The following is a 22,857-nucleotide window of genomic DNA, read 5'->3' on the forward strand; positions in this document are numbered from 1 at the left end:
CTCTTCGCGGGTAAACCCGCTCCTACACAGGAAACGCAATCATTGTAGGAGCGGGTTTACCCGCGAAGAGGCCCTAAAGGGTTAAACCTAAGCCCGCTCCCCGCACAGGTCCAGAGCAAACCACCGCTCTGCCGCATCGACATCCAGCCCAGCCCCCAACAGCGCAACCATCTTGGCCAGCGCCGCCTCACGGGTCATGCCGCCACCACTGACCAGTCCGGCCCCGCGCAGTCGGTTACCCGCCGCATAGGTATCGAACACCACCGCCCCCTCAGGGCACTGGCTGATCGCCGTCAGCAACACACCGCGCTGGCGCGCCGCACGCAGCACATCCAGCAACGCCTGGTCATCCGACGGCCCGGTCCCGCTGCCGTAGCACTCCAGCAGCAACCCTTGCACACCACTACCCAGCAGCGCCTGCAAATGGCTGGCCTGCAGCCCCGGGAACACCGGCACTACTGCCAGGTTGACCGGCTGACGTGGGTGTTTGTAACCAAGCTCGGCAGGGATCGCTACGGCACGCTCACCGTCACGATGACGCGGCAGTGCAACAAAGGCATCGAACGCTTCGCTGCGCAGCTTCGACGCCCGGCAGCCATGCAACAGCTGGCCATGGAAGTACAGCTGCACGCCGTCTTCCAGGCCTTGTTCGAACTGGCGCAGCGCACCACACAGGTTGGGCCAGGCATCGCTGTCTGGGGCACCTGCCGGCAGCATCGAGCCGGTCAGCAGCACCGGCACCGGCAGGCCCAGCAGCAAGAACGACAATGCAGCCGCGCTATAGGCCAGGCTGTCGGTACCGTGCAGCACCAGCACGCCATCGTGACCCGCCACATCCACCGCTGTAACGATGGCATCGCGCATCGCCAGCCAGTTGTGTTGCTGCATATTGGCGCTGTCGAGCAGCGGGTTCAGTTCCTGCAGGGTCCATTGCAGCTGGGGCGCATCGGCCATCTGGGCGAAGTGCTCGCGCATCCGCGCTTCAAAACCACCGGCTGGCGCCAGGCCTTCCGGGGTTTCAAGCATGCCGATTGTGCCACCGGTATAGAGCACGAGAAGATTCTTTACTGCACGCATGGAAAGCATCCGTAGCGGTAAGCGGAGAAAGAAAAGCCGCCCGCGGACGGGGCGGCTGGGCAGGGCAGGATATCAGCGCTGTGGCTGAGCTTGGCCGACTGCTTTGTCAGCGGCTGTTTCCACCTGCGGATTGGCAGGCCAGGCATTGCGGTCCAGGTCGAGGTCGGTGAACTTCGACGAGTCGAACACTGGCTGCTGGATGCCGGCCTTGCGCTGGTCGTCATAGTCGCGCATTACCCGCAGGCCGACCTTGAACAGCAGGGCCAGGGCCACCAGGTTGACGAAGGCCAGGCAGGTCATGGTGATGTCGGCGAAGGCGAACACGGTCGACAGGTCCTGCATCGAGCCCCACACCACCAGTGCCAGCACCAGGGCGCGGAACACCATCAGCACCACGCGGTTGCGGCTGAGGAACTGCAGGCTGTTCTCGCCCAGGTAGTAGTTGTAGAGGATGCAGGTGAACACGAACAGCGACAGTGCCACGCTGACGAACACGCGGCCCCAGTCACCCACTACGGCGGCCAGCGAGTTCTGGGTCAGGACGATGCCATCACCCTCGAAGCCCGGGGTGTAGAAGCCCGACAGCAGGATCAGCAGCGCGGTGCAGGTGCAGATCACGAAGGTGTCGAGGAACACGCTGAAGGCCTGGACCACGCCCTGCGCGCCTGGGTGTTTCACGGCGGCCACGGCGGCCACGTTCGGCGCACTGCCCAAGCCCGCTTCGTTGGCGAACACACCACGCTTCACGCCCATGACGATGGCGCTGCCGAGCAGGCCGCCGAACGCTGGGTCGAGGCCGAAGGCGCTCTTGAAGATGGTTTCCAGCATGGCCGGCACGTGTTCGATCTGGGTGCCGATCACGTACAGGGTCACACCGATGTAGGCCAGGGTCTTGACCGGTACCAGCAGGTCCGAGACTGCGGCGATGCGCTTGATGCCGCCGAGGAAGGTAACGGCCAGCAGCACCGCCAGGACAATGCCGGTGTGGCTTGGGTCGAAGGCAAAGGCGTTTTGCAGCGAGTGGGTCACGGTGTACGACTGCAGGCCGATGAAGGCGAAGCCGTAGGTAACCAGCAGCAGGATCGAGAACACGATGGCCATGCTTTTCTTCTTCAGGCCATGCTGAATGTAATAAGCCGGGCCGCCACGGTACAAGCCATCGCCGTCGGCGCGCTTGTAGACCTGGGCCAGGGTGCATTCGAAGAAGCTGCTGGCCATGCCGACCAGGGCGGTGACCCACATCCAGAACACCGCGCCAGGGCCGCCCAGGGTCACGGCGATGCCGACACCGGCGATGTTACCGGCGCCCACGCGGCCGGCCAGGCTCAGCATCAGGGCCTGGAAGGAGCTCAGCTGGCCTGCCTGGCCACGCAGCGATTCCTTGAACACGGCGAACATGTGGCCGAAATGGCGGAACTGGACGAACCGGGAGCGGATGGTGAAGTAGCTACCCAGCCCTACGATCAGCACGATGAGGAGTTTCCCCGAAAGGAAATCGTTGAGTACTTCGAGCATTGGAAAATGACCTCGATTCTTATTCTTCGTGTGGAAAGACCAGCGGACGGCAGGCGCACCGCTATTCGTTGGGGCGCATGGTTGGTCATGACAAGAGTGGTTACAATTTCGCGGATTGCTCTTACTTGATGCGACTTGATGCTAAACTGGCGTCATTCGCGTCACCTGAGTTTCTTGTCATGAGCGATCATTTCGCAACCAACCTCAAACTGGCCTGCAGCCACTACCGCTCTATCTCCGAAGTTTGCCGCCAGCTGTCAATCAACCGCGCGCAGTTCAACAAGTACCTGAGCGGGCAGAGCCGTCCAACGGCGTTTAACCTGAAACGCATCGGTGATTTCTTCGGCGTCGAGGATTACGAGCTGAATTTGCCTGCTGAGCAGTTCGCCCGTTTGATCGGTGCACGGGTGTCGACCCTTGCCGAGCAGCCCAGCGACCCGATCAGCGAACTGTTCCGCCCGCTGCACGAACACGCTGGCAACCTGTCGCGCTATTGCGGTTATTACTTCGAGTACTCCAACTGCATGTCAGTACCGGGCACGATCCTGGTGTCGCTGGTGCACCTGTGGGAAGAGCGCGGCCGTTTCCTGTTCGAGCGCCAGGAGCGCCAGGAACGCTCAAGCGCCGCCGATCAGCATGCCGAGGTCCGTTGCCGCTACCTGGGTGCGGCGTTCCAGTTGCAGGACCGGGTATTCCTCATCGACTACGAGTCGCTGACCTTTAACGAAATGAGCCAGACCATCCTCATCCCCAGCTTCAAAAGCCGCATCACCCGCCTGAACGGCCTGAAGGCCGGTGTCTCCAGCGGCGACCGGCGCAACCCGGCCTGTACCAGGGTGGTGTGGGAGTACCTGGGCGAGGAGATCAACCGCATCAATGCATACCGGCAGGTAAGACTGTACCGGCCGGATGATCCGCGTATAGATGACGATGTACGTGAGCGGCTGAGCGTGGGGCCGTTGCGCAATAGTCTGTTCGAGATCGAATGATGTTTCGCTCAAAGAGTAAGGCGATGTAACCACTGACCAATCGGGTTGCCTGAGTCGAGCAGCAACTTGGTCGCCATGATGCAGCAAACACCGACCAGCAATGGCTTGATCAGCCGGGGACCAAAGTGCACTGCGCAACGTGCGCCCAATTGAGCCCCCACAAAAGCCGCGCCTGCCATTGCCAACGCCAGTGGCCAGATGATCGCCCCGCTTAATGAAAACACTGACAGCGCACCCAGGTTACATGCTGCGTTCAACAGCTTGCTGTTACAAACGGCCTGGAGCAGATGCTGGCCCAGGAGGATGACGCAGGCCAGCATGAAAAACGAGCCGACGCCTGGACCGAAAATCCCGTCATAGAACCCAATGATCGGCGCCACGGTAATGCAGAACAAGCTGACTGATATCTTCGCCTTTCGCGATTGCTCATTGGGTTTCGGGCTGAAAGCGAAGTAGGCTGCCACCAGAATCAGGAGTATTGGCACGCAGGCTTGTAGCAGTGTTTTTGGTACGAAACTGACCGACAAGGCGCCTAGTGCGCCACCGGCAAAGGACATGAGCGCCATGGCGCTGCCATTTTTCCAGTCGATCATGCCTTTTCGCGCAAAGGCGCATGTAGCCGAAACGGTCGCCGACGCTGCTTGAAACTTGTTGGTGGCGATCGCTGCCAATGGTTCGATGCCGGCTATAAACAATACCGGCAGCGTGATCAGGCCACCGCCGCCGGCAATCGCATCGAAGAAGCCGGCCATCAGAGCCACAAGGGCGAGTATCAGAACAAGTGTCAAATCGAGTTCGATCATCGGGTATTTTCCTGTGCTCAGCCACGGACCAGCAGTGGATCTTCAGTGATCACAATTGGAACGGCGGAACGCGAGTATCCGAACTGACGCACCAGTAAGCGCCGGTTATCGCGAATGATGTCGCGGCCATGCAAGGCGCGACCGTTGTTGATCAGCAGTGCCGTGTCAGCCTGCAGGTCGAACATGAAGGGTGGCGTGCTGTTCAGTGCCTGTTGAAACGCATTGAATGCGCGGGCAGCCGCACTGCAGGCACTGTCGTTGAGAGAAAAGCGATAGCTGTTATAGCGAAGTGCAAATCCGCCTTGGGCGTTGAACTGCAGCATCGACACTGCTTTGCCAGCGTTGCCCTGCCCATGCGCGAAGCAGTCACTACGCGTGAAGTCGAATGAAGGCGAAGTGAGGGCGAGCACATCCAGGGCGGCCATTCGTTCGATGATGTTGCGAAGTGGAAAAACCGCTATTGGTTCTTGGGCAGGATTCCAGCGTGCGGTAAGAATAAGAGCGCAAGGCGCAGGGGAATGGCCATTGCTGGCTACGGTCGAACAATTATAGGGTGCTTCGGTATGCGGCCCCAGGCGCAAACCTGCATGTGAGCTCAATTCAATTTCAGTATTGGGCTTTTCGTCGAAGAGAGGGATGCATCCACCCCCCTTGAAGTTGCCGACCAAACGAACTTGTTTGCCGTCATTGTCGATGTCGAAGGCAAAACTGCGATGGTGTGCCAGTGCTAACAGCACGTGGTTACGCGATGCAAGGAATTGGCAGCGGTTGCTGCTTGCCAGTAACGAAATGTCGGCCAGCTGTTCTGGGATAGGGTCGTCGGCGCCAGGCAGGTGCCGGAACATCAGGGCAGATAGCTGGCCTGCACTGAATCGCTGTAGTGTCGACTGTTGGTCAGCACTCAATATTGTTTCGAGTTGTTCGGCAAAAAGGCGGGCCTGAATCGCCACCCCTCTAGCTTCTGGCCCCCCCAGTTCTGTAAGGGTTTGGCTTGCGAGGGCTATCGCCTTGCCTTGCTTCCTGTTGAAGTCCAGGTAGGCAACTTCCGAATGCGGCATGAAACGTTCCTTGTAGTGAATAACCTGAAGTGCCTTTCTTGCCGCCGCTCGCAAAAAAGCGTCGGCAACCAGCAAGTGGCAGCAGTCAATAATTCAATGCCGTTGGGCCGCTGAAGGGAAGTCAGCCTGATCTTTGAGGGCTGTAGGAAATTTCTGCTTGTTGTAATTTCGACGATGAAAGCGTTGGGCGATTGCGACGAACGGTGTGCTTGAGACCTCGCGTTGGACTTCCCCGCCCGGAAACCGCAAAATGACCCCTTTCCTTCATCAACCTCTCCGGATCTGCTGACTCTATGCGTATGCGCCTAATGCTGTTGGGTGGTGGCAATGCCCTCGGGCAAGCGCTGATTCGTCTTGGGGCCGAGGAGGACATCGCATTCCTGGCACCGCGCCCGCCCGAGAATGGCTGGGCGCCTGCCAGCCTCACTCAGCTGCTCGACGATCATCGCCCCGATGCCGTGGTCAACCTGGCCTACTACTTCGACTGGTTCCAGGCCGAGTCGGTCAGCGAACAGCGCCTGGCTCAACAGGAGCGGGCGGTGGAGCGGCTGGCAGAGCTGTGCCAGCACCACCATGTCACCCTGGTGCAGCCATCCAGCTACCGGGTGTTCGATGGATCGCGGGCCACGGCCTACAGCGAAAAGGACGAGCCCGTGCCGCTGGGCCTGCGTGGCCAGGCCCTGTGGCGTATCGAGCAGAGCGTGCGTGCGACCTGCCCGCAGCATGTACTGTTGCGCTTTGGCTGGCTGCTGGACGATAGCATCGACGGGGCCTTGGGCCGCTTCCTGACCCGTGCCGAGCAACCGCAGGAGCTGCTGCTGGCCGATGACCGGCGCGGCAACCCGACGCCGGTAGACGATGCCGCCCGGGTGATCCTGTCGGTGCTCAAGCAACTCGATTGCAGTGCGCCGCTGTGGGGCACCTACCATTACGCCGGCAACGAGGCGACTACGCCGCTGGCGCTGGGCCAGGCGATCCTCACCGAGGCTGGCCAGTACCGCCAGCTGGCCGTGCAGGCGCCGACGCCGCAGGCCCATGCCGCGCGCCCCGATGCCAGCGAAGAGCCGCAGCACGCAGTACTGGCCTGCAAGAAAATCCTTCATACCTTCGGCATCAAGCCGCGTGCCTGGCGCGCCGGCTTGCCGCCTCTACTGGACCGGTTCTACCGCCATGGCTGACGCCCCCATCCTGATCACCGGCGGTGCCGGCTTCATTGGCTCCCACCTGTGCGATGCGTTGTTGGAAAAAGGCTACGCCGTACGTGTGCTCGACGATTTATCCACTGGCAAGCGGGGCAACCTGCAGCTGGACATCCCACGGCTTGAGCTGATCGAAGGCGATGTGGCCGATGCTGATCTGGTCTTGCGCGCGGCTGCCGGTTGTAGTGCCGTGGTCCATCTGGCTGCGGTAGCGTCGGTGCAGGCGTCTGTCGAAAACCCGGTAAAGACCCATCAGAGCAACTTTATCGGCACCCTGAACGTGGCCGAGGCCATGCGCGTACAGGGCGTGCGCCGGGTGCTGTTCGCCTCGAGTGCGGCAGTGTATGGCAACAATGGCGAGGGCGAGTCGATTGCCGAGGACACCCCCAAGGCGCCGCTGACCCCTTATGCGGTGGACAAGCTGGCCAGTGAGCAGTACCTCGACTTCTACCGCCGCCAGCATGGCCTGGAGCCGGTGGTGTTCCGCTTCTTCAATATCTTTGGGCCGCGCCAGGACCCGTCCTCGCCGTATTCCGGGGTAATCAGCATCTTCTGCGAGCGTGCTGTGCAAGGGTTGCCGATTACGGTGTTCGGTGATGGTGAACAGACCCGCGACTTCCTTTATGTCGGGGATCTGGTGCAAGTGATGGTGCAGGCGCTGGAGCAGCCGCAGGTCGAGGAGGGGGCGGTGAACATCGGCCTCAACCAGGCTACTTCACTCAACCAGTTGCTGGCGGCACTGGAGAAAGTGGTCGGTAGCTTGCCGGCGATCAGCTATGCAGCGGCGCGTTCGGGTGATATTCGCCATTCGCGGGCGGATAACCAGCGCTTGCTGGCGCGGTTCGATTTTCCGCAGGCGACGCCGATGGTCGAGGGCCTGGCGCGGCTTTTGGGTAAAAGCTGAAGCCCATGGGGCCGCTTTGCGGCCCTATCGCGACACAAGGCCGCTCCTGCAAGGGATCGCGCAAGGCCGAAGTGACGCGGTCGCTGTAGGAGCGGCCTTGTGTCGCGATAGGGCTGCGCAGCAGCCCCAAAAATCACCCATGCTGCACAACTCTGCGCAGACAATCCTCGGCGTTCAAAATCCGCCCATTCTGGCCTCGCACCTGTAACGTCTCAAGCGCCTGCCCGCTAACATCCTCCACCAATTCCGAACGCACCTCACCCGCCGCGAACAGATACCGCTCCCCCCACTGCCTCAAACCAACCACCACCGGAAACACCGACCGCCCTTTCTCGGTCAGCACGTATTCCTTGTAGGCGCTGCCATCCGAGGCCGGCTGCATCTCCAGCAATCCGCTCTCAACCAGCAGCTTTAACCTTGAGGCGAGGATATTCTTCGCCAGCCCCAGGTTCTTCTGGAATTCACTGAAGCGCCGCAGGCCATCAAAGGCATCGCGCAGGATCATCAGCGCCCAACGGTCACCCAGTACTTCCAAGGCCCGGGCCACAGGGCATTGCGCATTATTTTCATCGAGCATGGGGCAAACCTGTCTTGGCTATCTGGTTGCAGATTAAAACTACATTTGCTAAATATCCAGCATGTGGTTTCAATTCAAAACCAGGTTGACGAGGTCGCCCCGATGAGCCCTGCGCTGACACGCTGGAAAACCCTGCTGCTTGCCGTCACCAGCGCCATGGCCGTGGCGACGGTGTATTTCGCCCAGCCCTTGCTCGAAACGATGGCTGCCGATCTGGGTGTGGCGCAGCAGCAGATCGGCTGGGTGGTCGGTGCCACCCAGGCGGGATACGCCCTGGGGCTGCTGCTGATCGTACCGCTAGGGGACATGGTCGACCGCAAACGCCTGTTGCTTGGCCAGTTGCTGGTCTCGGCCCTGGCGCTTGTCAGCGTCGGCATGGCACCCAACTGGGCCATGTTGCTGCTGGCGTTGATCATCACCGGGCTGATGGCCGTCATGGTGCAGGTGATGGTGGCGTATGCCGCGAGTCTCGCCGCACCCGGCCAGCATGGGCAAGCCGTAGGCACCGTCACCAGCGGTGTGGTGCTGGGGATTCTGTTGGCGCGGCTGGTTTCGGGCGGGCTTGCCGACCTGGCCGGTTGGCGCAGCGTGTACCTGGTTGCCGCAGCACTGCTGATACTGCTGGCCCTGGTGTTGTGGCGCAGCTTGCCCACGGCGCAGCCGGCTGAGCATCGGCTTGGCTACCGGGCGCTGATCGCGGCCCAGTTCAGCCTGTACCGGCACGACCGGCTGTTGCGCCAGCGTGGGGTGTTCGGCGTGTTGATCTTTGCGGCGTTCAGCGTGCTGTGGAGTGCAATGGTCATGCCCCTGAGCGCTGCGCCATTGGCGCTGAGCCATACCGAGATAGGCCTGTTCGGTTTGGCAGGTGTTGCGGGCACCATGGCGGCAGCCCGCGCCGGACGCTTGGCCGACCAAGGGCGCGGGGAGCGCACCACCGGGCTGGCTCTGGCCCTGCTGGCACTGTCTTGGCTGCCCACGGCACTGGTCGGGCAGTCACTGATGGCTTTCGGCTTGGGGGTGCTGATGCTGGATTTTGCCGTGCAGGCGGTGCATGTCACCAACCAGAGCCTGTTGCTGGCCGGGCGAGGCGCAATGGCCAGCCGCTTGATCGGCGCCTACATGTGTTGCTATTCGCTTGGCAGCGGGCTGGGTGCAGTGCTGGCGGGCTGGGTATTTGCCCATTGGGGCTGGGTGGCGGTGTGTGGGTTGGGGATGGCCTTTAGCACGGTCGCACTGGGCTATTGGCTATGGCTGCAACGGGAGAGGGCGGCCGAAGCCGCCCTGCAATGCTCAGGTCAGAACTTGTAGCCAAGGCCGACCATGTACACCCACGGGTCGACGTCGACGTCGACCTTGGTTTTGCTGTAGCCCAGTGCAGTCGGGCCGTTGACGCTGGCCTTGGTGTCGATGTCTACGTACCAGATCGAAGCGTTGACCAGCAGGTTGTCGGTGAGCATGTAGTCCATGCCCAGCTGGCCGGCGATGCCAACCGAGTCCTGCAGCTTCAGGTTGCTGAAGCCCTGCTGCTTGCGGGCGCTGCTGAGGTCTTCGTCGAAGAACAGGGTGTAGTTGATACCGACGCCGGCATACGGCTGGAACTTGGAGTTGGGCTCCATCGGGTAGTACTGCAGCGACAGGGTCGGTGGCAGTTGCTTGATGTCGGCCAGCTTGCCGTCCAGGCCGCCGCCCAGGCCTTTTACGGCCACGGTGTGTTTGAAGGGCGTGGCTGCCAGCAGTTCCAGGCCGATGTGGTCGGTGAGCATGTAGGCGAACGTCAGGCCCAGCTGGGTGTCGCTGTCCAGGGTCGCCTTGGTGCCCGAAACCTTGCTGCCATCAAATTTCAGGTCGCCGCTGCTCTCGTTCGGCGCAGTGGTAATGGCACCGGCGCGGACGATGACATCACCCGCCTGGTGGGCGTGGGCAACAGGGGCGGCGAGCGCCAGGGCCGCGAGGGCGGCACCGAGCAAGGACTTGTTCATGGAAGCTCCCAAAGGACGTGAGTAATCGAGTAGTCCAATGGTACGGATGCGTCTAAACAGAAAGTTTGACCCAGCTCAAAGAAGCGTCTTCACGAATTGGTAACAGTTCTCACTTCAGCTCGTAAGCGTATATTTTCTCGGCTTCCATCTGGTATCCGGCATCGGCCAATTCGCTGCTGGAGGCTCTAACCTGCATCTTTCCCTCTATCCAGTAGGGCTGGTAGAGGTCTTCGACGCGTACGCCCATTTCGCTGAAAATGTGCACGATCTGGTTTGACGGCGGTGGTGGCACGTGGATGCATGCGCCGTAGTAGGGGACCAGCAGGAATTCGGTGGTGCGGCCTTCTTCGCTGACCTCCAGCGGTACGATGTAGCCGGGCAGTTTGATCTGCTGGCCATCGAGGTTTTTTACTACTGGCGCGTCGGGAGCCTGCTGGCGTGCTGCCGGGGCGGACTCGGCAGACAGGGCATTGCTGAGCTGTGACATGTCGTGCAGCGGGGCGAGTTGTGGCGGGATGACCGGGGCGCCTTCGGGGATCAGGGCGGGCCAGTCGAGCTCCTTGGGTTCCGAGGCCCACAGGGGCATCGCTACCGTAATCAGCAGGATCAGTAATATGTGCAGTGCTGGCCTCTTCGCGGGTGAACCCGCTCCTACACGGGGAACGCAACCCAATGTAGGAGCGGGTTTACCCGCGAAGCAGGCGATGAAATTTCTGATCATTGCAGGCCCTCAGAGGTGTATGGCCAGGCCATCGGCCAGCGACTGCCGATAGGCCCGCCACGCCGGTACGCTGCCCATCAGCAACGCGGCCCCCAGGATGATAGCCAGCAAGGTCCACTCATGAGCACTCGGCAGCGCCAGCGGCAAGTACAAGCCATAGTTGGCCTGCACATACCCCTGCGCCAGGGCGATACCCGCATACAGCAAGCCAAGCCCGGCCACTATCCCGACCGCAGCCAGCGACAGTGCTTCCAGTACCAGCAACCCTGCGATATGCCAGGGCCGGGCCCCGACCGAACGCAAGATCGCCATTTCCCGGCGGCGCTCGTTGAGGCTGGTGAGAATCGCCGTGAGCATGCCGATCAAACCGGTCAGCACCACGAACAGCGACACCACGAACAACGCCTGTTCCGCAGTGCCCATCAGGCTCCACAGCTCTCGCAGGGCCACCCCGGGCAGGATCGCCAGCAAGGGCTCGTTGCGGTATTCGTTGATCTCCCGTTGCAGGCTGAAAGTGGCGATCTTGCTGTTCAGGCCGAGCATGAACGCGGTGATGGCAGCAGGTTGCAGGTCCATCGTACGTGCCTGCTCGGCACTGATACGCCCGGCGCCACGGGCCGGTACGCCGTTATGCCAGTCGATGTGGATGGCCTCCATGCCGCCCAGGCTGATATGCAGGGTGCGGTCGACCGGCGTGCCGGTGCGTTTGAGCACACCGACCACGGTGAAGGGTTTGTCGTCATGCTTGACCAGGCTGATCGCGGCCACGCCGTGGGCTAGCACCAGCTTGTCGCCCAGCTTGTAGTGCAACGCCTCGGCCACTTCGGCGCCGAGTACCACTTCGAACGGGTCGCTGGCGAACTCACGCCCCTGGCTCAGCTGCAGATGCTGGCGGCGGCCATACTGGTAATGACTGAAGTATTCAGGCGTGGTGCCCATCACCCTGTAGCCGCGATGCGAGTCGCCCAGCGAAATAGGGATCGCCCATTTTACCCGCGGGTCTTTGGCGTAGTGCTCATAACTGTCCCAGCGGATGTTGTTGGTGGCGTTGCCGATGCGGAATACCGAATACAGCAGTAGGTTCACCGAGCCGGAGCGGGCGCCGACGATCAGGTCGGTGCCACTGATGGTACTGGCGAAACTGGCGCGGGCCTCGGTACGGACGCGCTCCACGGCCAGCAGCAGGCACACCGACAGGGCGATGGCGAAGGCGGTGAGCAACGCAGTGAAGCGGCGGTTGGCCAGGCTGACCAAGGCAAGGCGGAGCAGGTACATCAGGCCTCCCGGGGCTTGGCGGCGCGGTTGAGTTCGGCCAGCGACAGGTGGCGGTCGAACAGCGGTGCCAGGCTCTGGTCGTGGCTGACGAACAGCAGGCTGGCGCCGGCGGCGCGGCATTCATCGAACAGCAGGCGGATGAATGTTTCGCGGGTGTCTGCATCCAGCGCCGAAGTGGGTTCGTCGGCAATCACCAGCTCGGGCTGGCCGATCAGCGCGCGGGCGGCGGCGACCCTTTGCTGTTGGCCGATCGACAGGCTGTCGGCGCGGCGCACGAGCAGGGCGGGGTCGTGCAGGCCCAGGTGGGCCAGCAGCGTGCTGGCCGCTTGGTCGACACTGCCATGGCGCTGCTCGGCGCGGGCCTTGCGGCTGCTCGAGAAGCGGCAGGGCAGCTCGACGTTTTCGCGCACCGAGAGGAACGGCAGCAGGTTGAACTGCTGGAAGATGTAGCCGGTGTGATCAACCCGGAAGCGGTCACGGGCGCCTTGGCCCAAGCTGCCGAGGTTCTGGCCGAGCAACTGGATGCGGCCCTGTCCTGGCACATTCACCCCGCCCAGCAGGCCCAGCAGGGTGGTCTTGCCACTGCCGCTGGGGCCTTTCAGAAACAAGGCCTCGCCGGCGTCCAGGTGGAACGCCGGAATATCCAGTAGCGGAGGTTGACCTGGCCAGGCGAACACCAGGTCATGCAGTTCGATCAACGGCTGGCTCATTCAGAAGGTGACCGCTGCCTTGGCCGGCGTTGCTTCCACGCCTTTCTGGCCATTGGGGCCGATCAGTTGCACATTGATTTTCTGGGTGGCCGGGAAGGCTTTGAACAGCGGAGTGAGGTCGACCTGTGCCAGTTTTTCGGGGCTGGTGCAGGTCAGCTGGTAATGGGCGCCGATGTCGCTGTGCTGATGGCCGTGCTCATGTTCATCGCCATCGTCGTCGGCTTTCGGCGCATCACCGAACAGTGGGCTTTCCAGCTCCTGCTGGTCTTCCTTGCAGCCTGCGGCAGCAGGCAGGCCGAACAGTTGCAGCGGTTGTTCGAGTTGCTGGCGCACGGCGGCGACCTTGGCTTTGTCGGCATCGCTGCTGGCAGCATGTTCGAAGCCGACCAGGTTCATCGCCGGGTTGTCCAGCTCCAACTCCAGGGTGTTGCCATCAAGCACGGCGTTTAGCTTGGCCACGCCATGCTCATGGGCGCCAAGGGTGCCATGGGCGTGATCATGATCATGATCGTGGTCGTCGTGGGCATGGGCCACGGCCAGGGGCAACAAAGCGAAGGGCAGGGCGAGCAGCAGGCGACGCATGGACGACTCCGGAGCGGGCGGGATGATTGAGTTATGTTATAACAACTTCTCGGCGCGCCGCCAGCCTGTGTGGCGCAGGTTTCATGTTGCGTTAGCATGGGTGCATTGACCTTGCTCAAGGAATGCATCGTGAGAATTCGTGGACAGATTGGTGACTGGCCGGTGGACCTGACCATCGAGCTGGAACCTGAAGAGTGGGCGCAGCTGGGGCGGCAAATCGAGGTGCCGGTGGTGGCGCAGGGTGCTGCGACGGCTACGGTGGCGACGCCGCGTCAGGATGATGGGCAGTGGACGGCGGCGCGTGAGGTGTTGCGCTTGGCTGGACAGATGAGCGGGCCGGAGTTGCTTGATCGGCTGGAAGGGCTGGCCGGGAGCACGGCGGCGGGCAAGCGGCTGCTGGTGCGCTTGCGGCACAGCAGTGAGGTGAAGGTGGAAAGTGGCGTGGATGCGCCGGTTTATCACTGGGTGGGATAGATCTGTATTGCCTGTTCTGGCCTCTTCGCGGGTAAACCCGCTCCTACAGGGACCTCATAAGTCTTGAGGTTGTGGTGATCCTGTGGGAGCGGGTTCACCCGCGAACGAGGGCGAAGCCCTCGCAATGGGCTTCAGGTCAGAACATCGCCGCCGACAGCTTGCGACGGTAAACGCCAACCAGCGGGTGGTCGCCACCCAGCAACTCGAACACCTGCAGCATTGCCTTCTGCGGCAGCCCGTTCTCATAGCCACGATTACGCTGGAAGAGCTTCAACAACCCCTCCAGCGCGGCCTCATACTGCTGGCGCGCCAGTTGCTGAATGCTCAGCTGATAAGCCGCCTCGTCATCCTGCGGGTTCTGCGCCAGGCGGCTCTTCAGGTCGGCGACTTCCGGCAGGCTGGCAGCCTGGCGCAGGAAGGTCAGCTGGGCCTTGGCACCCGCCAGGGCAGCCTTGTGCTCGTCGGTCTTGACCGCATCCAGCACCACCTGGGCTTCACCCAATTCACCGCGTTCGGCCAGGCAACGGGCATACAGGATCAACGCTTCGGCATTGCTGTTGTCCTCACTCAGCAGTGCTTGCAACAGCGCTTCGGCCTCGGCAAAACGGCTTTCGGCGAACAGCGCCTTGGCCTGCTCCAGTGGCGAAGCGGCAGGTGCGGCGGGCAGCTGCACATGGGGTTCAAGCATGGCGCGGATTGCCGACTCTGGCTGTGCACCGGCAAAACCGTCCACCGGCTGGCCGTCCTTGAACAGCACCACGGTCGGCAGGCTGCGGATGCCGAACTGGGCAACCACCTGTTGCTCCACGTCGCAGTTGATCTTGGCCAGCAGCAGTTCGCCCTGGTAACCCTCGGCGATCTTCGCCAGCAGCGGCATCAGTGCCTTGCACGGTGCGCACCACTCGGCCCAGAAGTCCACCAGCACTGGCTTGTGGAAGGAGTTCTCGATCACCAGTTGCTGGAAGGTGGCATCGGTGGCGTCGAAAATGTAAGGCGTGTCTTGGCTCATTGCGACTCTCGCAAACTCGTGAATAACAGCACTATAAGGTGTCGCGGCTGGCGTGGTACAGGCTGACCCGGCGGAATTCGTGTGGTTCGGCCAGGTCTGGCAGTGTCAGTGCTTCGAGCACGCCCAGTTGTTGGTAGAGCGGGTGGCTGAAGTCGCGTACCCGCGAGTCGGCCACCAGGGCCTGGCGACCACGGCCGAGGAAGGCATCCAGCAATGGCAGGTTGGCGCGGTCATACAGCACATCGGCCACCAGGATCAGGTCGAAGCGGTCGTCTTCGGCGAAGAAGTCGCTGCTGTAGCTCAGCTCCACCCCGTTCAGCGCGGCATTCGCACGGCAGGCATCAAGGGCCAGCGGGTCGAGGTCGCAGGCCACCACTTCCAGTGCACCGGCGCGGGCTGCGGCAATGCCGGCGATGCCGGAGCCGGCGCCAAAGTCCAGCACGCGCTTGCCGGCCACCCATTCCGGGCGCTCGGCCAGGTAGCGGGCCATGGCCAGGCCGCTGGCCCAGCAGAAGCTCCAGTAGGGAGGCTCTTCAAGAATGCGCCGGGTCTCTTCGCTGCTGAAGGCACGGTCCATGTTCTGCTCGTCGATCAGCCACAGCTTCAGGTCGCAGCCGGGCAGATCGCTGACGATCAGCCGCGCTTCGCCGATCAGGCCGCTGAGGGCCTGTTGCAGGGAAAGTGGCGCCACTTACGGCGCCTTCTCGAAACGCAGCGGGCCGGTGGCCTGGGTCTGGGCCTGGATAATGCGCACCGGTGGCAGATGCATGATCAGCTGGCCGGAGCTGCTGGCGCGGCCACGCAGCTCGACCCGGGCGCCGGCCGGGAAGGCTTCGGGGTTGAAGCGCAGGTGATAGGGCAGGGCCTGGCCGGTGCCGGTCAGGTTGCTGCTGGCCAGCAGGCGCTGCGGGCGGTCGCGTTCGTCGATGACCAGCAACGCCAGCTCCACGTCGGCACCGGCCGGGATTTCCAGCAGGGTGCCGCTGAGTTCGCGCTGGTAAGCCGGCAGCGGGCCGAGTACTTCAGCCGGCTTGGCCGAGCGGGTTGACGTGGGCGCCGGTGGGTTATCGGTCTTCGGTCTGTCGCTGCCGCAGGCGGCGAGCAGGGCGGCGCAGCACAGCACGACGAGCGCTCGGTAGTGCATGGGGTAGTCCTTCACGGGCAGAATTCCCATGGATGTTAACCCCTTTGGCTTGTCTTGCCAGTGCAATGCGCTACCATGGCCCTCCCTTTTTTTGTTGCCTGCCACCATGCACTGTCCCTTTTGCGGTGCCAACGACACCAAGGTCATCGACTCTCGCCTCGTCGCCGAGGGCGAGCAGGTGCGCCGTCGCCGCGAATGCGTGGCCTGCGGTGAGCGCTTCACCACTTTCGAAACCGCCGAACTGGTGCTGCCCCGGCTGATCAAGCAGGACGGCACGCGCCAGCCTTTCGACGAAGACAAACTGCGCGCCGGCATGCAGCGGGCACTGGAAAAGCGTCCGGTCAGCGTCGAGCGCCTGGAAGCGGCGCTGGCGCACATCAAGAGCCGCCTGCGTGCCACTGGCGAGCGCGAAGTCAAATCGCTGGTGGTGGGTGAAATGGTCATGGCCGAGCTGCGCAAGCTCGATGAAGTGGCCTATATCCGCTTTGCCTCGGTGTACCGGCGCTTCCAGGACCTGGACGAGTTCCGCGAAGAAATCGACCGCCTGGCCCGCGAGCCAGCTAAAGAGTGAACATGCCCAGCCAAGCCGCCATCCTTGACGCCCACTACATGGCCCGCGCGCTGGAGCTGGCGCGCAAGGGCCTGTACACCACCCACCCGAACCCGCGCGTAGGCTGCGTGATCGTGCGCGATGGCGAGGTGGTCGGCGAAGGCTGGCACGTGCGCGCCGGCGAGCCGCATGCCGAAGTGCATGCCCTGCGCCAGGCCGGTGAGCGTGCCCGCGGCGCCTGCGCCTATGTCACCCTGGAGCCGTGCAGCCACCATGGCCGCACGCCGCCGTGCGCCGAAGCGCTGGTCAAGGCCGGTGTGGCGCGGGTGGTGGCAGCCATGCAGGACCCGAACCCGCAAGTGGCGGGGCAGGGCCTGCGGCGTCTGGCCGAGGCCGGTATCGAGGTGGCCAGCGGCGTGCTCGAAGCCGAGGCCCGAGCCCTCAACCCAGGCTTCCTCAAGCGCATGGAACACGGCCTGCCGTTCGTGCGTGCCAAGCTGGCCATGAGCCTGGACGGCCGCACCGCCATGGCCAGTGGCGAAAGCCAGTGGATCACCGGCCCGGCCGCCCGCTCGGCAGTACAGCGCCTGCGCGCCCGTTCCAGCGTGGTGCTGACCAGCGCCGCCAGTGTGCTGGCCGACAACGCGCGCATGACCGTGCGTGGCACCGAGCTGGGCCTGGATGATGAAACTACGGCCTTGGCACTCAGCCGCACTCCGCTGCGGGTGCTGGTTGATGGCCGCCTGCGCCTGCCGCTGGATGCACCGTTCTTCCAGGCCGGCCCGGCGCTGGTGGTGACCGCTGTCGCAGATGACCCGCGCTATGCCGCTGCCGGCCATGAACTGCTCAGCCTGCCGGGCAACAATGGCCAGGTCGACCTGTCGGCGTTGCTGCAAGCCCTGGCCGCCCGTGGCGCCAACGAAATCCTGCTGGAGGCCGGTGCCGGCCTGGTCGGTGCCTTTGCCCGCCAGGGCCTGGTCGACGAGTACCAGTTGTTCGTCGCCGGCACCTTCCTCGGCTCCCACGCCCGCCCGCTACTGGACTGGCCGCTGGAGAAGATGAGCGAAGCACCGCGGCTGAAAATTACCGAAATGCGTGCAGTGGGCGATGACTGGCGGGTCACGGCCATCCCCCTGCTGGCGCCCGGCGTATAATGCCGGGCTTGCCCCGCGCAAACCGTTTTTGAGGAAGACCCCATGTTCACCGGCATCATCGAATCCATCGGCACCATCCGCAGCCTGACCCCCAAGGGTGGCGACGTGCGCGTCTACGTCGAAACCGGCAAGCTCGACCTGGGTGACGTCAAGCTCGGCGACAGCATCGCCGTCAACGGCGTGTGCCTGACCGCCGTCGAACTGCCGGGTGACGGCTTCTGGGCCGACGTCAGCGTCGAAACCCTCAAGCGCACCGCCTTCATCGACCTCAAGAGCGGCAGCAAGGTCAACCTGGAAAAGGCCCTGACCCCTACCACCCGCCTGGGCGGGCACCTGGTCAGTGGCCATGTCGACGGGGTCGGCGAAATCATTTCGCGCAGCGATAACGCCCGCGCCATTCAGTTCCGCGTGCGTGCACCGAAGGAACTGGCCAAGTACATCGCCCACAAGGGTTCGATCACCGTCGACGGCACCAGCCTGACGGTCAATGAGGTCAATGGCGCCGAGTTCGAGCTGACCATTGTCCCGCACACCCTGTCCGAAACCATCATGGCCGACTACCGTGCAGGGCGTCGGGTAAACCTTGAGGTCGACCTGCTGGCCCGTTACCTGGAGCGCTTGCTGCTGGGTGACAAGGCTGCCGAACCGAGCAAGGGCAGTGGCATTACCGAAAGCTTCCTGGCCGCCAACGGCTTCTTGAAATCCTGATTGAGAAGGGGGTGCCGCGTGGCGCTCAACAGCATCGAAGAACTGGTCGAAGACATCCGCCAGGGCAAAATGGTCATCCTCATGGATGACGAAGACCGCGAGAATGAAGGCGACATCATCATGGCAGCCGAATGCTGCCTGCCCGAGCACATCAACTTCATGGCCAAGCACGCCCGTGGCCTGATCTGCATGCCGATGACCCGCGAGCGTTGCGAAACGTTGAAGCTGCCGCTGATGGCACCGCGCAACGGCTCGGGCTTCGGCACCAAGTTCACTGTGTCGATCGAAGCCGCCGAAGGCGTCACCACCGGCATCTCTGCCGCTGACCGCGCACGCACCGTGCAGGCCGCTGCCGCCAAGGATGCCAAAGCCGAAGACATCGTCAGCCCTGGCCACATCTTCCCGCTGATGGCCCAGCCTGGCGGTACCCTGGCCCGCGCCGGCCACACCGAAGCCGCCTGCGACCTGGCGCGCATGGCCGGTTTCGAGCCAAGCGGCGTAATCTGCGAAGTGATGAACGACGACGGCACCATGTCGCGCCGCGCCGAGCTGGAAGTGTTCGCTGCCGAGCACGGCTTGAAGATCGGCACCATCGCCGACCTGATCCACTACCGCATGATCCACGAGCGCACCGTGCAGCGCGTGTCCGAGCAGCCGGTGGAGAGCGAACTGGGTGAGTTCAACCTGGTCACCTACCGCGATGCGGTGGAAGGCGACGTGCACATGGCCCTGACCCTGGGCAAGATCTGCGCCGAAGAGCCGACCCTGGTGCGTGTACACAACATGGACCCGCTGCGCGACCTGCTGCTGGTCAAGCAACCAGGCCGCTGGAGCCTGCGCGCCGCAATGGCCGCCGTGGCAGAGGCCGGCAGCGGCGTGGTATTGCTGCTGGGCCACCCGCTGGACGGCGACGTGCTGCTGGCGCACATCCGCGAAAGCGCGGGCGATGCACCGGCCAAGGCACCGACCACCTACAGCACCGTGGGCGCCGGTTCGCAGATCCTGCGTGACCTCGGTGTGCGCAAGATGCGCCTGATGAGTTCGCCGATGAAGTTCAACGCGATATCCGGATTCGATCTGGAAGTTGTAGAATACGTGCCCTCCGAGTGACTTGAGGCGGCAATGACGCCCTCTGCTCGAGTCCAGACCCCTGTCGAGGCCGCTTGTATGCGGCCTCGCTCTTGAAGATGAGAATATCGGAATGACCCTGAAGACCATCGAAGGTACCTTCATCGCCCCCAAAGGTCGCTATGCTTTGGTGGTTGGCCGCTTCAACAGCTTCGTTGTCGAAAGCCTGGTAAGCGGTGCCGTTGATACCCTGGTTCGCCACGGTGTCAGCGAAAGCGACATCACCATCATCCGTGCCCCGGGTGCGTTCGAGATCCCGCTGGTAGCACAGAAGGTCGCCCAGCAAGGCGCCTACGACGCGATCATCGCCCTGGGCGCCGTGATCCGTGGTGGTACCCCGCACTTTGAATACGTGGCAGGCGAATGCACCAAGGGCCTGGCCCAGGTGTCCATGGAGTTCGGTGTTCCGGTGGCCTTCGGCGTACTGACCGTCGACTCCATCGAGCAAGCCATCGAGCGCTCCGGCACCAAGGCTGGCAACAAAGGCGGTGAAGCCGCCCTGTCCGCTCTGGAAATGGTCAGCCTGCTGGCGCAGTTGGAGGCCAAGTGATTAGCGACGAAAGCGATCGTTTCAACCCGCGCGATCCAAAACCTGCGGATGCCGGCAAGCCGTCGAAGAGCGCCAAGCGCCGCGAAGCCCGCAAGCTCGCGACCCAGGCCCTCTACCAGTGGCACATGGCCCAGCATTCGCTGAACGAGATCGAAGCGCAGTTCCGGGTCGATAACGATTTCACCGATGTCGACGGCGCCTATTTCCGCGAGATCCTGCACGGGGTTCCGGCGATCAAGGGCGAAATCGACAAGGCGCTGGTGCCTTGCATGACCATGGCACTTGAAGAGCTCGACCCGGTCGAGCTGGCCGTGCTGCGCCTGTCCACCTGGGAGCTGATCAAACGCGTCGACGTACCGTACCGCGTAGTGATCAACGAAGGTGTGGAACTGGCAAAGGTCTTCGGTGCCACCGACGGCCACAAGTTCGTCAACGGCGTGCTGGACAAGCTCGCCCCGACCCTGCGTGAAGCAGAAGTCAAGGCGAACAAGCGCTGATGCCGGCGCTGCCTGGCCATGGGTGAGTTCGAGCTGATCAACCATTACTTCGCCGCCGCGCCCTGTGCGCAGGGCGGCGAGGGCGTGGCCCTGGGTATCGGCGACGACTGCGCCCTGCTGGACCTTCCCCCCGGTGAACAACTGGCGGTGTCGACCGATACCCTGGTCGCCGGGGTACATTTTCCTGCTGTTTGCGATCCGTTGCTGCTTGGCCAGCGTTCGTTGGCTGTGGCGGCCAGTGACCTGGCAGCCATGGGTGCGACCGCAATCGGTTTTACCCTCGCCCTGACCCTGCCTGACGTTGGCCCTGACTGGCTTGCGGCCTATGCCGACGGCCTCAGCCGCATGGCCCACCGCTGCCGCATGAGCCTGATCGGGGGGGATACCACCCGAGGCCCGCTGAGCATCACCGTCACCGTGTTCGGCCGCGTGCCGGCGGGCCAGGCATTGCGCCGCAGCGGTGCACGGCCGGGCGACCTGCTGTGTGTCGGCGGTTCGCTGGGCAAGGCCGCTGGCGCCTTGCCACTGGTGCTGGGTGAGCGCGAAGCGCCTGCCGAACAGGCCGAGCCGCTGCTGGCCCATTACTGGTCGCCAATGCCACAGCTCACCCTCGGTGCACTGCTGCGTGGCAAGGCTACGGCGGCGCTGGATATATCCGATGGGCTGCTTGCCGACTGTGGGCATATCGCCAAGGCGTCCGGCGTTGCGCTGGAGGTGAACCTGGCGCAGGTCCCGGTGTCTCCTGCTCTAGAGGCGTTCCTGGGCCGCGAAGCGGCGCTGCAGGCAGCACTCACCGGTGGTGACGATTACGTGCTGGCCTTCACCTTGCCGCCCGAGGCATTGGCGCCCTTGGCCGACTTCGGCTTCATTGAAGTGCATACCATCGGCCGCGTAGTTGAAGGGCAGGGTGTGACCTTGCGCGACGCGCAGGGCCAGGACATCACCCCCGTTCAGCGGGGCTATCAACACTTTAGGGAGACACCGTGACCGATCACCCCAACCAGGTGCCTGCGGAGTTCGTTCCGCCCTCGGTCTGGCGCAACCCGTGGCACTTCATCGCTTTTGGCTTCGGTTCCGGCACCTTGCCCAAGGCCCCCGGCACCTGGGGCTCGCTGGTGGCCATACCGTTCATCCCGTTGTGGCAGATGCTGCCCGACTGGGGCTACTGGCTGTTGCTTGGCGTGAGCATGCTGTTCGGCTTCTGGCTGTGCGGCAAAGTCGCCAATGACTTGCGCGTTCACGACCATGAAGGCATTGTCTGGGACGAGATTGTCGGCATGTGGATCACCCTCTGGCTGGTGCCGGAAGGCTGGCAGTGGCTGCTGGCGGGGTTCCTGATGTTCCGCTTCTTCGACATCCTCAAGCCGTGGCCGATCCGCTGGATCGACCGCCATGTGCACGGAGGCGTCGGCATCATGCTCGACGATATCCTGGCAGGCGTGTTCGCCTGGCTGGGCATGCAGGTTCTGGTGTGGGCGGTTGCCTGAAACAGGGAGCGTGTAAATGGCCATAAGGACTGTGCTGCTGGCAATGCTGCTGAGTGTTGCCCCGTGGGTGGCGGCTGGCGAAGGCGTGCCAAAGCAGATCCATCTGGTCAGCGAGGAGTGGCTCGACTACACCAATGCCGACGGTACCGGGGTAGCCTGGGACGTGCTGCGCAAGGTGTTCGAGCCGGCCGGGGTCAAGGTGGTTACCAAGAGCGCGCCTTACAGCCGTGCGGTAGGGTTGGTGAAGCGCGGCGAGGCTGATGCCTGGGTTGGCTCATACAAGGAAGAGAACGACGACAACCTGTACCCGCGCTGGCACTTCGACATGGACCACATCTACGCCCTGGGACTGGCCAGCAAGCCTGTACCTACCCTGGAAACCGTGGGCAAGTACCGCCTGGCCTGGGTGCGCGGCTACGACTACGGCAGCTACCTGCCCAATGTGCATGAGTTTCGCGAAATCCAGCGTCGCGAAGGCATCCTGCCAATGCTTGAACATGACCGTGTGGACTTCTACATCGATGCCTTGACCGAGGTCGACTACGTACTTGGCCAGGCTTCCCAGCCTGAACGCTTCCGCCGCACCCATGTGGCGGAACTGCCGTTGTACCTGGCCTTCGCCCGCAACAACCAGGCCAAGGCCCTGCGTGACCTGTTCGACAAACGCATGGCCGAGCTGGTGCGCAGCGGCGAGTTGAAACCGATTTTCGAGCACTGGCAGCAGCCGTATCCGTTCAGTGCAGACAGCAAGCCGCATTGAAACGACG

The 22,857-nt window shown here is 63.1% G+C and carries 27 protein-coding genes; 14 read left to right on the top strand and 13 right to left on the bottom strand.

Annotated features, from left to right (window positions below; genetic code table 11):
- Positions 1 to 87: 87 nt before the first annotated feature.
- Positions 88 to 1,077, bottom strand: a complete 990-nt coding sequence (locus tag ACIP1G_RS24950) for an asparaginase (protein ID WP_400741696.1) — start codon at positions 1,075 to 1,077, stop codon at positions 88 to 90.
- Between the two features lie 72 nt (positions 1,078 to 1,149).
- On the bottom strand, positions 1,150 to 2,592 hold the full coding sequence (locus ACIP1G_RS24955) for an alanine/glycine:cation symporter family protein (protein ID WP_400741699.1): 1,443 nt from the start codon (positions 2,590 to 2,592) through the stop codon (positions 1,150 to 1,152).
- 179 nt (positions 2,593 to 2,771) lie between these two features.
- Here ACIP1G_RS24955 and ACIP1G_RS24960 point away from each other — a divergent pair, with 179 nt between their 5' ends.
- Positions 2,772 to 3,581, top strand: coding sequence for a helix-turn-helix domain-containing protein (locus ACIP1G_RS24960; RefSeq protein ID WP_400741702.1), 810 nt, complete (start codon positions 2,772 to 2,774; stop codon positions 3,579 to 3,581).
- 8 nt (positions 3,582 to 3,589) lie between these two features.
- Here ACIP1G_RS24960 and ACIP1G_RS24965 read toward each other — a convergent pair whose 3' ends face one another.
- Positions 3,590 to 4,384 (bottom strand): TSUP family transporter, encoded by a 795-nt coding sequence (locus ACIP1G_RS24965; protein WP_400741705.1) that lies wholly within the window; start codon positions 4,382 to 4,384, stop codon positions 3,590 to 3,592.
- Between the two features lie 17 nt (positions 4,385 to 4,401).
- Positions 4,402 to 5,442, bottom strand: coding sequence for a hypothetical protein (locus tag ACIP1G_RS24970; protein ID WP_400741772.1), 1,041 nt, complete (start codon positions 5,440 to 5,442; stop codon positions 4,402 to 4,404).
- Between the two features lie 293 nt (positions 5,443 to 5,735).
- Here ACIP1G_RS24970 and ACIP1G_RS24975 point away from each other — a divergent pair, with 293 nt between their 5' ends.
- Together ACIP1G_RS24975 and ACIP1G_RS24980 are read left to right on the top strand one after the other, a co-directional pair.
- Positions 5,736 to 6,620 carry a sugar nucleotide-binding protein gene (locus ACIP1G_RS24975; RefSeq protein ID WP_400741708.1) on the top strand — a complete coding sequence of 295 codons (885 nt, stop codon included), beginning with the start codon at positions 5,736 to 5,738 and terminating at the stop codon, positions 6,618 to 6,620.
- The gene (locus tag ACIP1G_RS24980) at positions 6,613 to 7,545 is read left to right on the top strand and encodes an NAD-dependent epimerase/dehydratase family protein (protein WP_400741711.1); all 933 of its coding nucleotides are present in this window, start codon (positions 6,613 to 6,615) and stop codon (positions 7,543 to 7,545) included. The genes ACIP1G_RS24975 and ACIP1G_RS24980 overlap by 8 nt, the downstream gene beginning before the upstream one ends.
- A 133-nt stretch (positions 7,546 to 7,678) precedes the next feature.
- On the opposite strand, the gene ACIP1G_RS24985 is transcribed toward ACIP1G_RS24980, so the two are convergent.
- A complete protein-coding gene (locus ACIP1G_RS24985) occupies positions 7,679 to 8,122 on the bottom strand; it encodes a winged helix-turn-helix transcriptional regulator (RefSeq protein WP_400741713.1) in 444 nt (147 codons plus the stop codon).
- A 102-nt stretch (positions 8,123 to 8,224) separates the two neighbouring features.
- Here ACIP1G_RS24985 and ACIP1G_RS24990 point away from each other — a divergent pair, with 102 nt between their 5' ends.
- Entirely contained in the window at positions 8,225 to 9,430 is a 1,206-nt protein-coding gene (locus tag ACIP1G_RS24990; protein ID WP_400741715.1) for an MFS transporter, read from the top strand.
- Here ACIP1G_RS24990 and ACIP1G_RS24995 read toward each other — a convergent pair.
- From ACIP1G_RS24995 to ACIP1G_RS25015, 5 genes are all read right to left on the bottom strand, one after another.
- Positions 9,418 to 10,101, bottom strand: a complete 684-nt coding sequence (locus ACIP1G_RS24995; RefSeq protein WP_400741718.1) for an OmpW family protein — start codon at positions 10,099 to 10,101, stop codon at positions 9,418 to 9,420. The genes ACIP1G_RS24990 and ACIP1G_RS24995 overlap by 13 nt on opposite strands.
- 109 nt (positions 10,102 to 10,210) lie before the next feature.
- Positions 10,211 to 10,723, bottom strand: coding sequence for a DUF3299 domain-containing protein (locus tag ACIP1G_RS25000; RefSeq protein ID WP_400741774.1), 513 nt, complete (start codon positions 10,721 to 10,723; stop codon positions 10,211 to 10,213).
- Positions 10,724 to 10,831: 108 nt separating this feature from the next.
- Positions 10,832 to 12,097, bottom strand: coding sequence for an ABC transporter permease (locus ACIP1G_RS25005; RefSeq protein WP_400741720.1), 1,266 nt, complete (start codon positions 12,095 to 12,097; stop codon positions 10,832 to 10,834).
- Complete coding sequence (locus tag ACIP1G_RS25010) at positions 12,097 to 12,807, bottom strand: ABC transporter ATP-binding protein (protein WP_400741723.1); 711 nt, start codon at positions 12,805 to 12,807, stop codon at positions 12,097 to 12,099. The genes ACIP1G_RS25005 and ACIP1G_RS25010 overlap by 1 nt, the downstream gene beginning before the upstream one ends.
- Positions 12,808 to 13,389 carry a DUF2796 domain-containing protein gene (locus ACIP1G_RS25015; protein WP_400741726.1) on the bottom strand — a complete coding sequence of 194 codons (582 nt, stop codon included), beginning with the start codon at positions 13,387 to 13,389 and terminating at the stop codon, positions 12,808 to 12,810. It abuts the gene before it with no gap.
- Between the two features lie 129 nt (positions 13,390 to 13,518).
- Between ACIP1G_RS25015 and ACIP1G_RS25020 the strand changes: the two genes are divergently transcribed.
- Positions 13,519 to 13,863, top strand: coding sequence for a hypothetical protein (locus tag ACIP1G_RS25020; protein ID WP_400741728.1), 345 nt, complete (start codon positions 13,519 to 13,521; stop codon positions 13,861 to 13,863).
- A gap of 136 nt (positions 13,864 to 13,999) precedes the next feature.
- On the opposite strand, the gene trxA is transcribed toward ACIP1G_RS25020, so the two are convergent.
- From trxA to ACIP1G_RS25035, 3 genes are read right to left on the bottom strand one after another with little or no spacing between them, the layout of a single operon-like run.
- Entirely contained in the window at positions 14,000 to 14,872 is an 873-nt protein-coding gene (gene trxA, locus ACIP1G_RS25025) for a thioredoxin (RefSeq protein ID WP_400741731.1), read from the bottom strand.
- A gap of 31 nt (positions 14,873 to 14,903) precedes the next feature.
- Positions 14,904 to 15,563 carry a class I SAM-dependent methyltransferase gene (locus ACIP1G_RS25030; protein WP_400741734.1) on the bottom strand — a complete coding sequence of 220 codons (660 nt, stop codon included), beginning with the start codon at positions 15,561 to 15,563 and terminating at the stop codon, positions 14,904 to 14,906.
- The gene (locus ACIP1G_RS25035; protein ID WP_400741777.1) at positions 15,564 to 16,016 is read right to left on the bottom strand and encodes a YbaY family lipoprotein; all 453 of its coding nucleotides are present in this window, start codon (positions 16,014 to 16,016) and stop codon (positions 15,564 to 15,566) included.
- 106 nt (positions 16,017 to 16,122) lie between these two features.
- On the opposite strand from ACIP1G_RS25035, the gene nrdR reads away from it, so the two are divergent.
- The 9 genes from nrdR (at position 16,123) to ACIP1G_RS25080 (ending at position 22,850) form a co-directional block, all read left to right on the top strand.
- A complete protein-coding gene (gene nrdR, locus ACIP1G_RS25040) occupies positions 16,123 to 16,587 on the top strand; it encodes a transcriptional regulator NrdR (RefSeq protein ID WP_009685710.1) in 465 nt (154 codons plus the stop codon).
- Positions 16,588 to 16,589: 2 nt separating this feature from the next.
- On the top strand, positions 16,590 to 17,720 hold the full coding sequence (gene ribD, locus ACIP1G_RS25045; RefSeq protein ID WP_400741737.1) for a bifunctional diaminohydroxyphosphoribosylaminopyrimidine deaminase/5-amino-6-(5-phosphoribosylamino)uracil reductase RibD: 1,131 nt from the start codon (positions 16,590 to 16,592) through the stop codon (positions 17,718 to 17,720).
- A gap of 42 nt (positions 17,721 to 17,762) precedes the next feature.
- Positions 17,763 to 18,428, top strand: coding sequence for a riboflavin synthase (locus tag ACIP1G_RS25050; protein ID WP_003255399.1), 666 nt, complete (start codon positions 17,763 to 17,765; stop codon positions 18,426 to 18,428).
- An 18-nt stretch (positions 18,429 to 18,446) separates the two neighbouring features.
- Entirely contained in the window at positions 18,447 to 19,538 is a 1,092-nt protein-coding gene (gene ribBA / locus ACIP1G_RS25055) for a bifunctional 3,4-dihydroxy-2-butanone-4-phosphate synthase/GTP cyclohydrolase II (RefSeq protein ID WP_016484697.1), read from the top strand.
- A 91-nt stretch (positions 19,539 to 19,629) separates the two neighbouring features.
- Positions 19,630 to 20,106, top strand: coding sequence for a 6,7-dimethyl-8-ribityllumazine synthase (gene ribE, locus ACIP1G_RS25060; protein WP_391131027.1), 477 nt, complete (start codon positions 19,630 to 19,632; stop codon positions 20,104 to 20,106).
- On the top strand, positions 20,103 to 20,603 hold the full coding sequence (gene nusB / locus ACIP1G_RS25065) for a transcription antitermination factor NusB (RefSeq protein ID WP_400741740.1): 501 nt from the start codon (positions 20,103 to 20,105) through the stop codon (positions 20,601 to 20,603). Before ribE ends, nusB begins: the two co-directional genes overlap by 4 nt.
- 18 nt (positions 20,604 to 20,621) lie before the next feature.
- Positions 20,622 to 21,590, top strand: a complete 969-nt coding sequence (thiL, locus tag ACIP1G_RS25070; protein ID WP_400741743.1) for a thiamine-phosphate kinase — start codon at positions 20,622 to 20,624, stop codon at positions 21,588 to 21,590.
- Positions 21,587 to 22,090: a phosphatidylglycerophosphatase A gene (locus ACIP1G_RS25075; protein ID WP_003255391.1), complete on the top strand. Its 504-nt coding sequence runs from the start codon at positions 21,587 to 21,589 to the stop codon at positions 22,088 to 22,090. The genes thiL and ACIP1G_RS25075 overlap by 4 nt, the downstream gene beginning before the upstream one ends.
- Positions 22,091 to 22,106: 16 nt before the next feature.
- Positions 22,107 to 22,850 carry a substrate-binding periplasmic protein gene (locus ACIP1G_RS25080; RefSeq protein WP_400741746.1) on the top strand — a complete coding sequence of 248 codons (744 nt, stop codon included), beginning with the start codon at positions 22,107 to 22,109 and terminating at the stop codon, positions 22,848 to 22,850.
- The last annotated feature ends 7 nt before the right edge of the window (positions 22,851 to 22,857 follow it).

It is taken from the genome of Pseudomonas sp. NPDC089392, assembly GCF_044749595.1.
Lineage (GTDB): Bacteria > Pseudomonadota > Gammaproteobacteria > Pseudomonadales > Pseudomonadaceae > Aquipseudomonas.

Bases quoted from the DNA above. Each gene is read 5' to 3' on its own strand.
- ACIP1G_RS24950 (WP_400741696.1), bottom strand. From the start codon at position 1,077: ATGCGTGCAGTAAAGAATCTTCTCGTGCTCTATACCGGTGGCACAATC.
- ACIP1G_RS24955 (WP_400741699.1), bottom strand. From the start codon at position 2,592: ATGCTCGAAGTACTCAACGATTTCCTTTCGGGGAAACTCCTCATCGTG.
- ACIP1G_RS24960 (WP_400741702.1), top strand. From the start codon at position 2,772: ATGAGCGATCATTTCGCAACCAACCTCAAACTGGCCTGCAGCCACTAC.
- ACIP1G_RS24965 (WP_400741705.1), bottom strand. From the start codon at position 4,384: ATGATCGAACTCGATTTGACACTTGTTCTGATACTCGCCCTTGTGGCT.
- ACIP1G_RS24970 (WP_400741772.1), bottom strand. From the start codon at position 5,442: ATGCCGCATTCGGAAGTTGCCTACCTGGACTTCAACAGGAAGCAAGGC.
- ACIP1G_RS24975 (WP_400741708.1), top strand. From the start codon at position 5,736: ATGCGTATGCGCCTAATGCTGTTGGGTGGTGGCAATGCCCTCGGGCAA.
- ACIP1G_RS24980 (WP_400741711.1), top strand. From the start codon at position 6,613: ATGGCTGACGCCCCCATCCTGATCACCGGCGGTGCCGGCTTCATTGGC.
- ACIP1G_RS24985 (WP_400741713.1), bottom strand. From the start codon at position 8,122: ATGCTCGATGAAAATAATGCGCAATGCCCTGTGGCCCGGGCCTTGGAA.
- ACIP1G_RS24990 (WP_400741715.1), top strand. From the start codon at position 8,225: ATGAGCCCTGCGCTGACACGCTGGAAAACCCTGCTGCTTGCCGTCACC.
- ACIP1G_RS24995 (WP_400741718.1), bottom strand. From the start codon at position 10,101: ATGAACAAGTCCTTGCTCGGTGCCGCCCTCGCGGCCCTGGCGCTCGCC.
- ACIP1G_RS25005 (WP_400741720.1), bottom strand. From the start codon at position 12,097: ATGTACCTGCTCCGCCTTGCCTTGGTCAGCCTGGCCAACCGCCGCTTC.
- ACIP1G_RS25010 (WP_400741723.1), bottom strand. From the start codon at position 12,807: ATGAGCCAGCCGTTGATCGAACTGCATGACCTGGTGTTCGCCTGGCCA.
- ACIP1G_RS25015 (WP_400741726.1), bottom strand. From the start codon at position 13,389: ATGCGTCGCCTGCTGCTCGCCCTGCCCTTCGCTTTGTTGCCCCTGGCC.
- trxA (WP_400741731.1), bottom strand. From the start codon at position 14,872: ATGAGCCAAGACACGCCTTACATTTTCGACGCCACCGATGCCACCTTC.
- ACIP1G_RS25035 (WP_400741777.1), bottom strand. From the start codon at position 16,016: ATGCACTACCGAGCGCTCGTCGTGCTGTGCTGCGCCGCCCTGCTCGCC.
- nrdR (WP_009685710.1), top strand. From the start codon at position 16,123: ATGCACTGTCCCTTTTGCGGTGCCAACGACACCAAGGTCATCGACTCT.
- ribD (WP_400741737.1), top strand. From the start codon at position 16,590: ATGCCCAGCCAAGCCGCCATCCTTGACGCCCACTACATGGCCCGCGCG.
- ACIP1G_RS25050 (WP_003255399.1), top strand. From the start codon at position 17,763: ATGTTCACCGGCATCATCGAATCCATCGGCACCATCCGCAGCCTGACC.
- ribE (WP_391131027.1), top strand. From the start codon at position 19,630: ATGACCCTGAAGACCATCGAAGGTACCTTCATCGCCCCCAAAGGTCGC.
- thiL (WP_400741743.1), top strand. From the start codon at position 20,622: ATGGGTGAGTTCGAGCTGATCAACCATTACTTCGCCGCCGCGCCCTGT.
- ACIP1G_RS25080 (WP_400741746.1), top strand. From the start codon at position 22,107: ATGGCCATAAGGACTGTGCTGCTGGCAATGCTGCTGAGTGTTGCCCCG.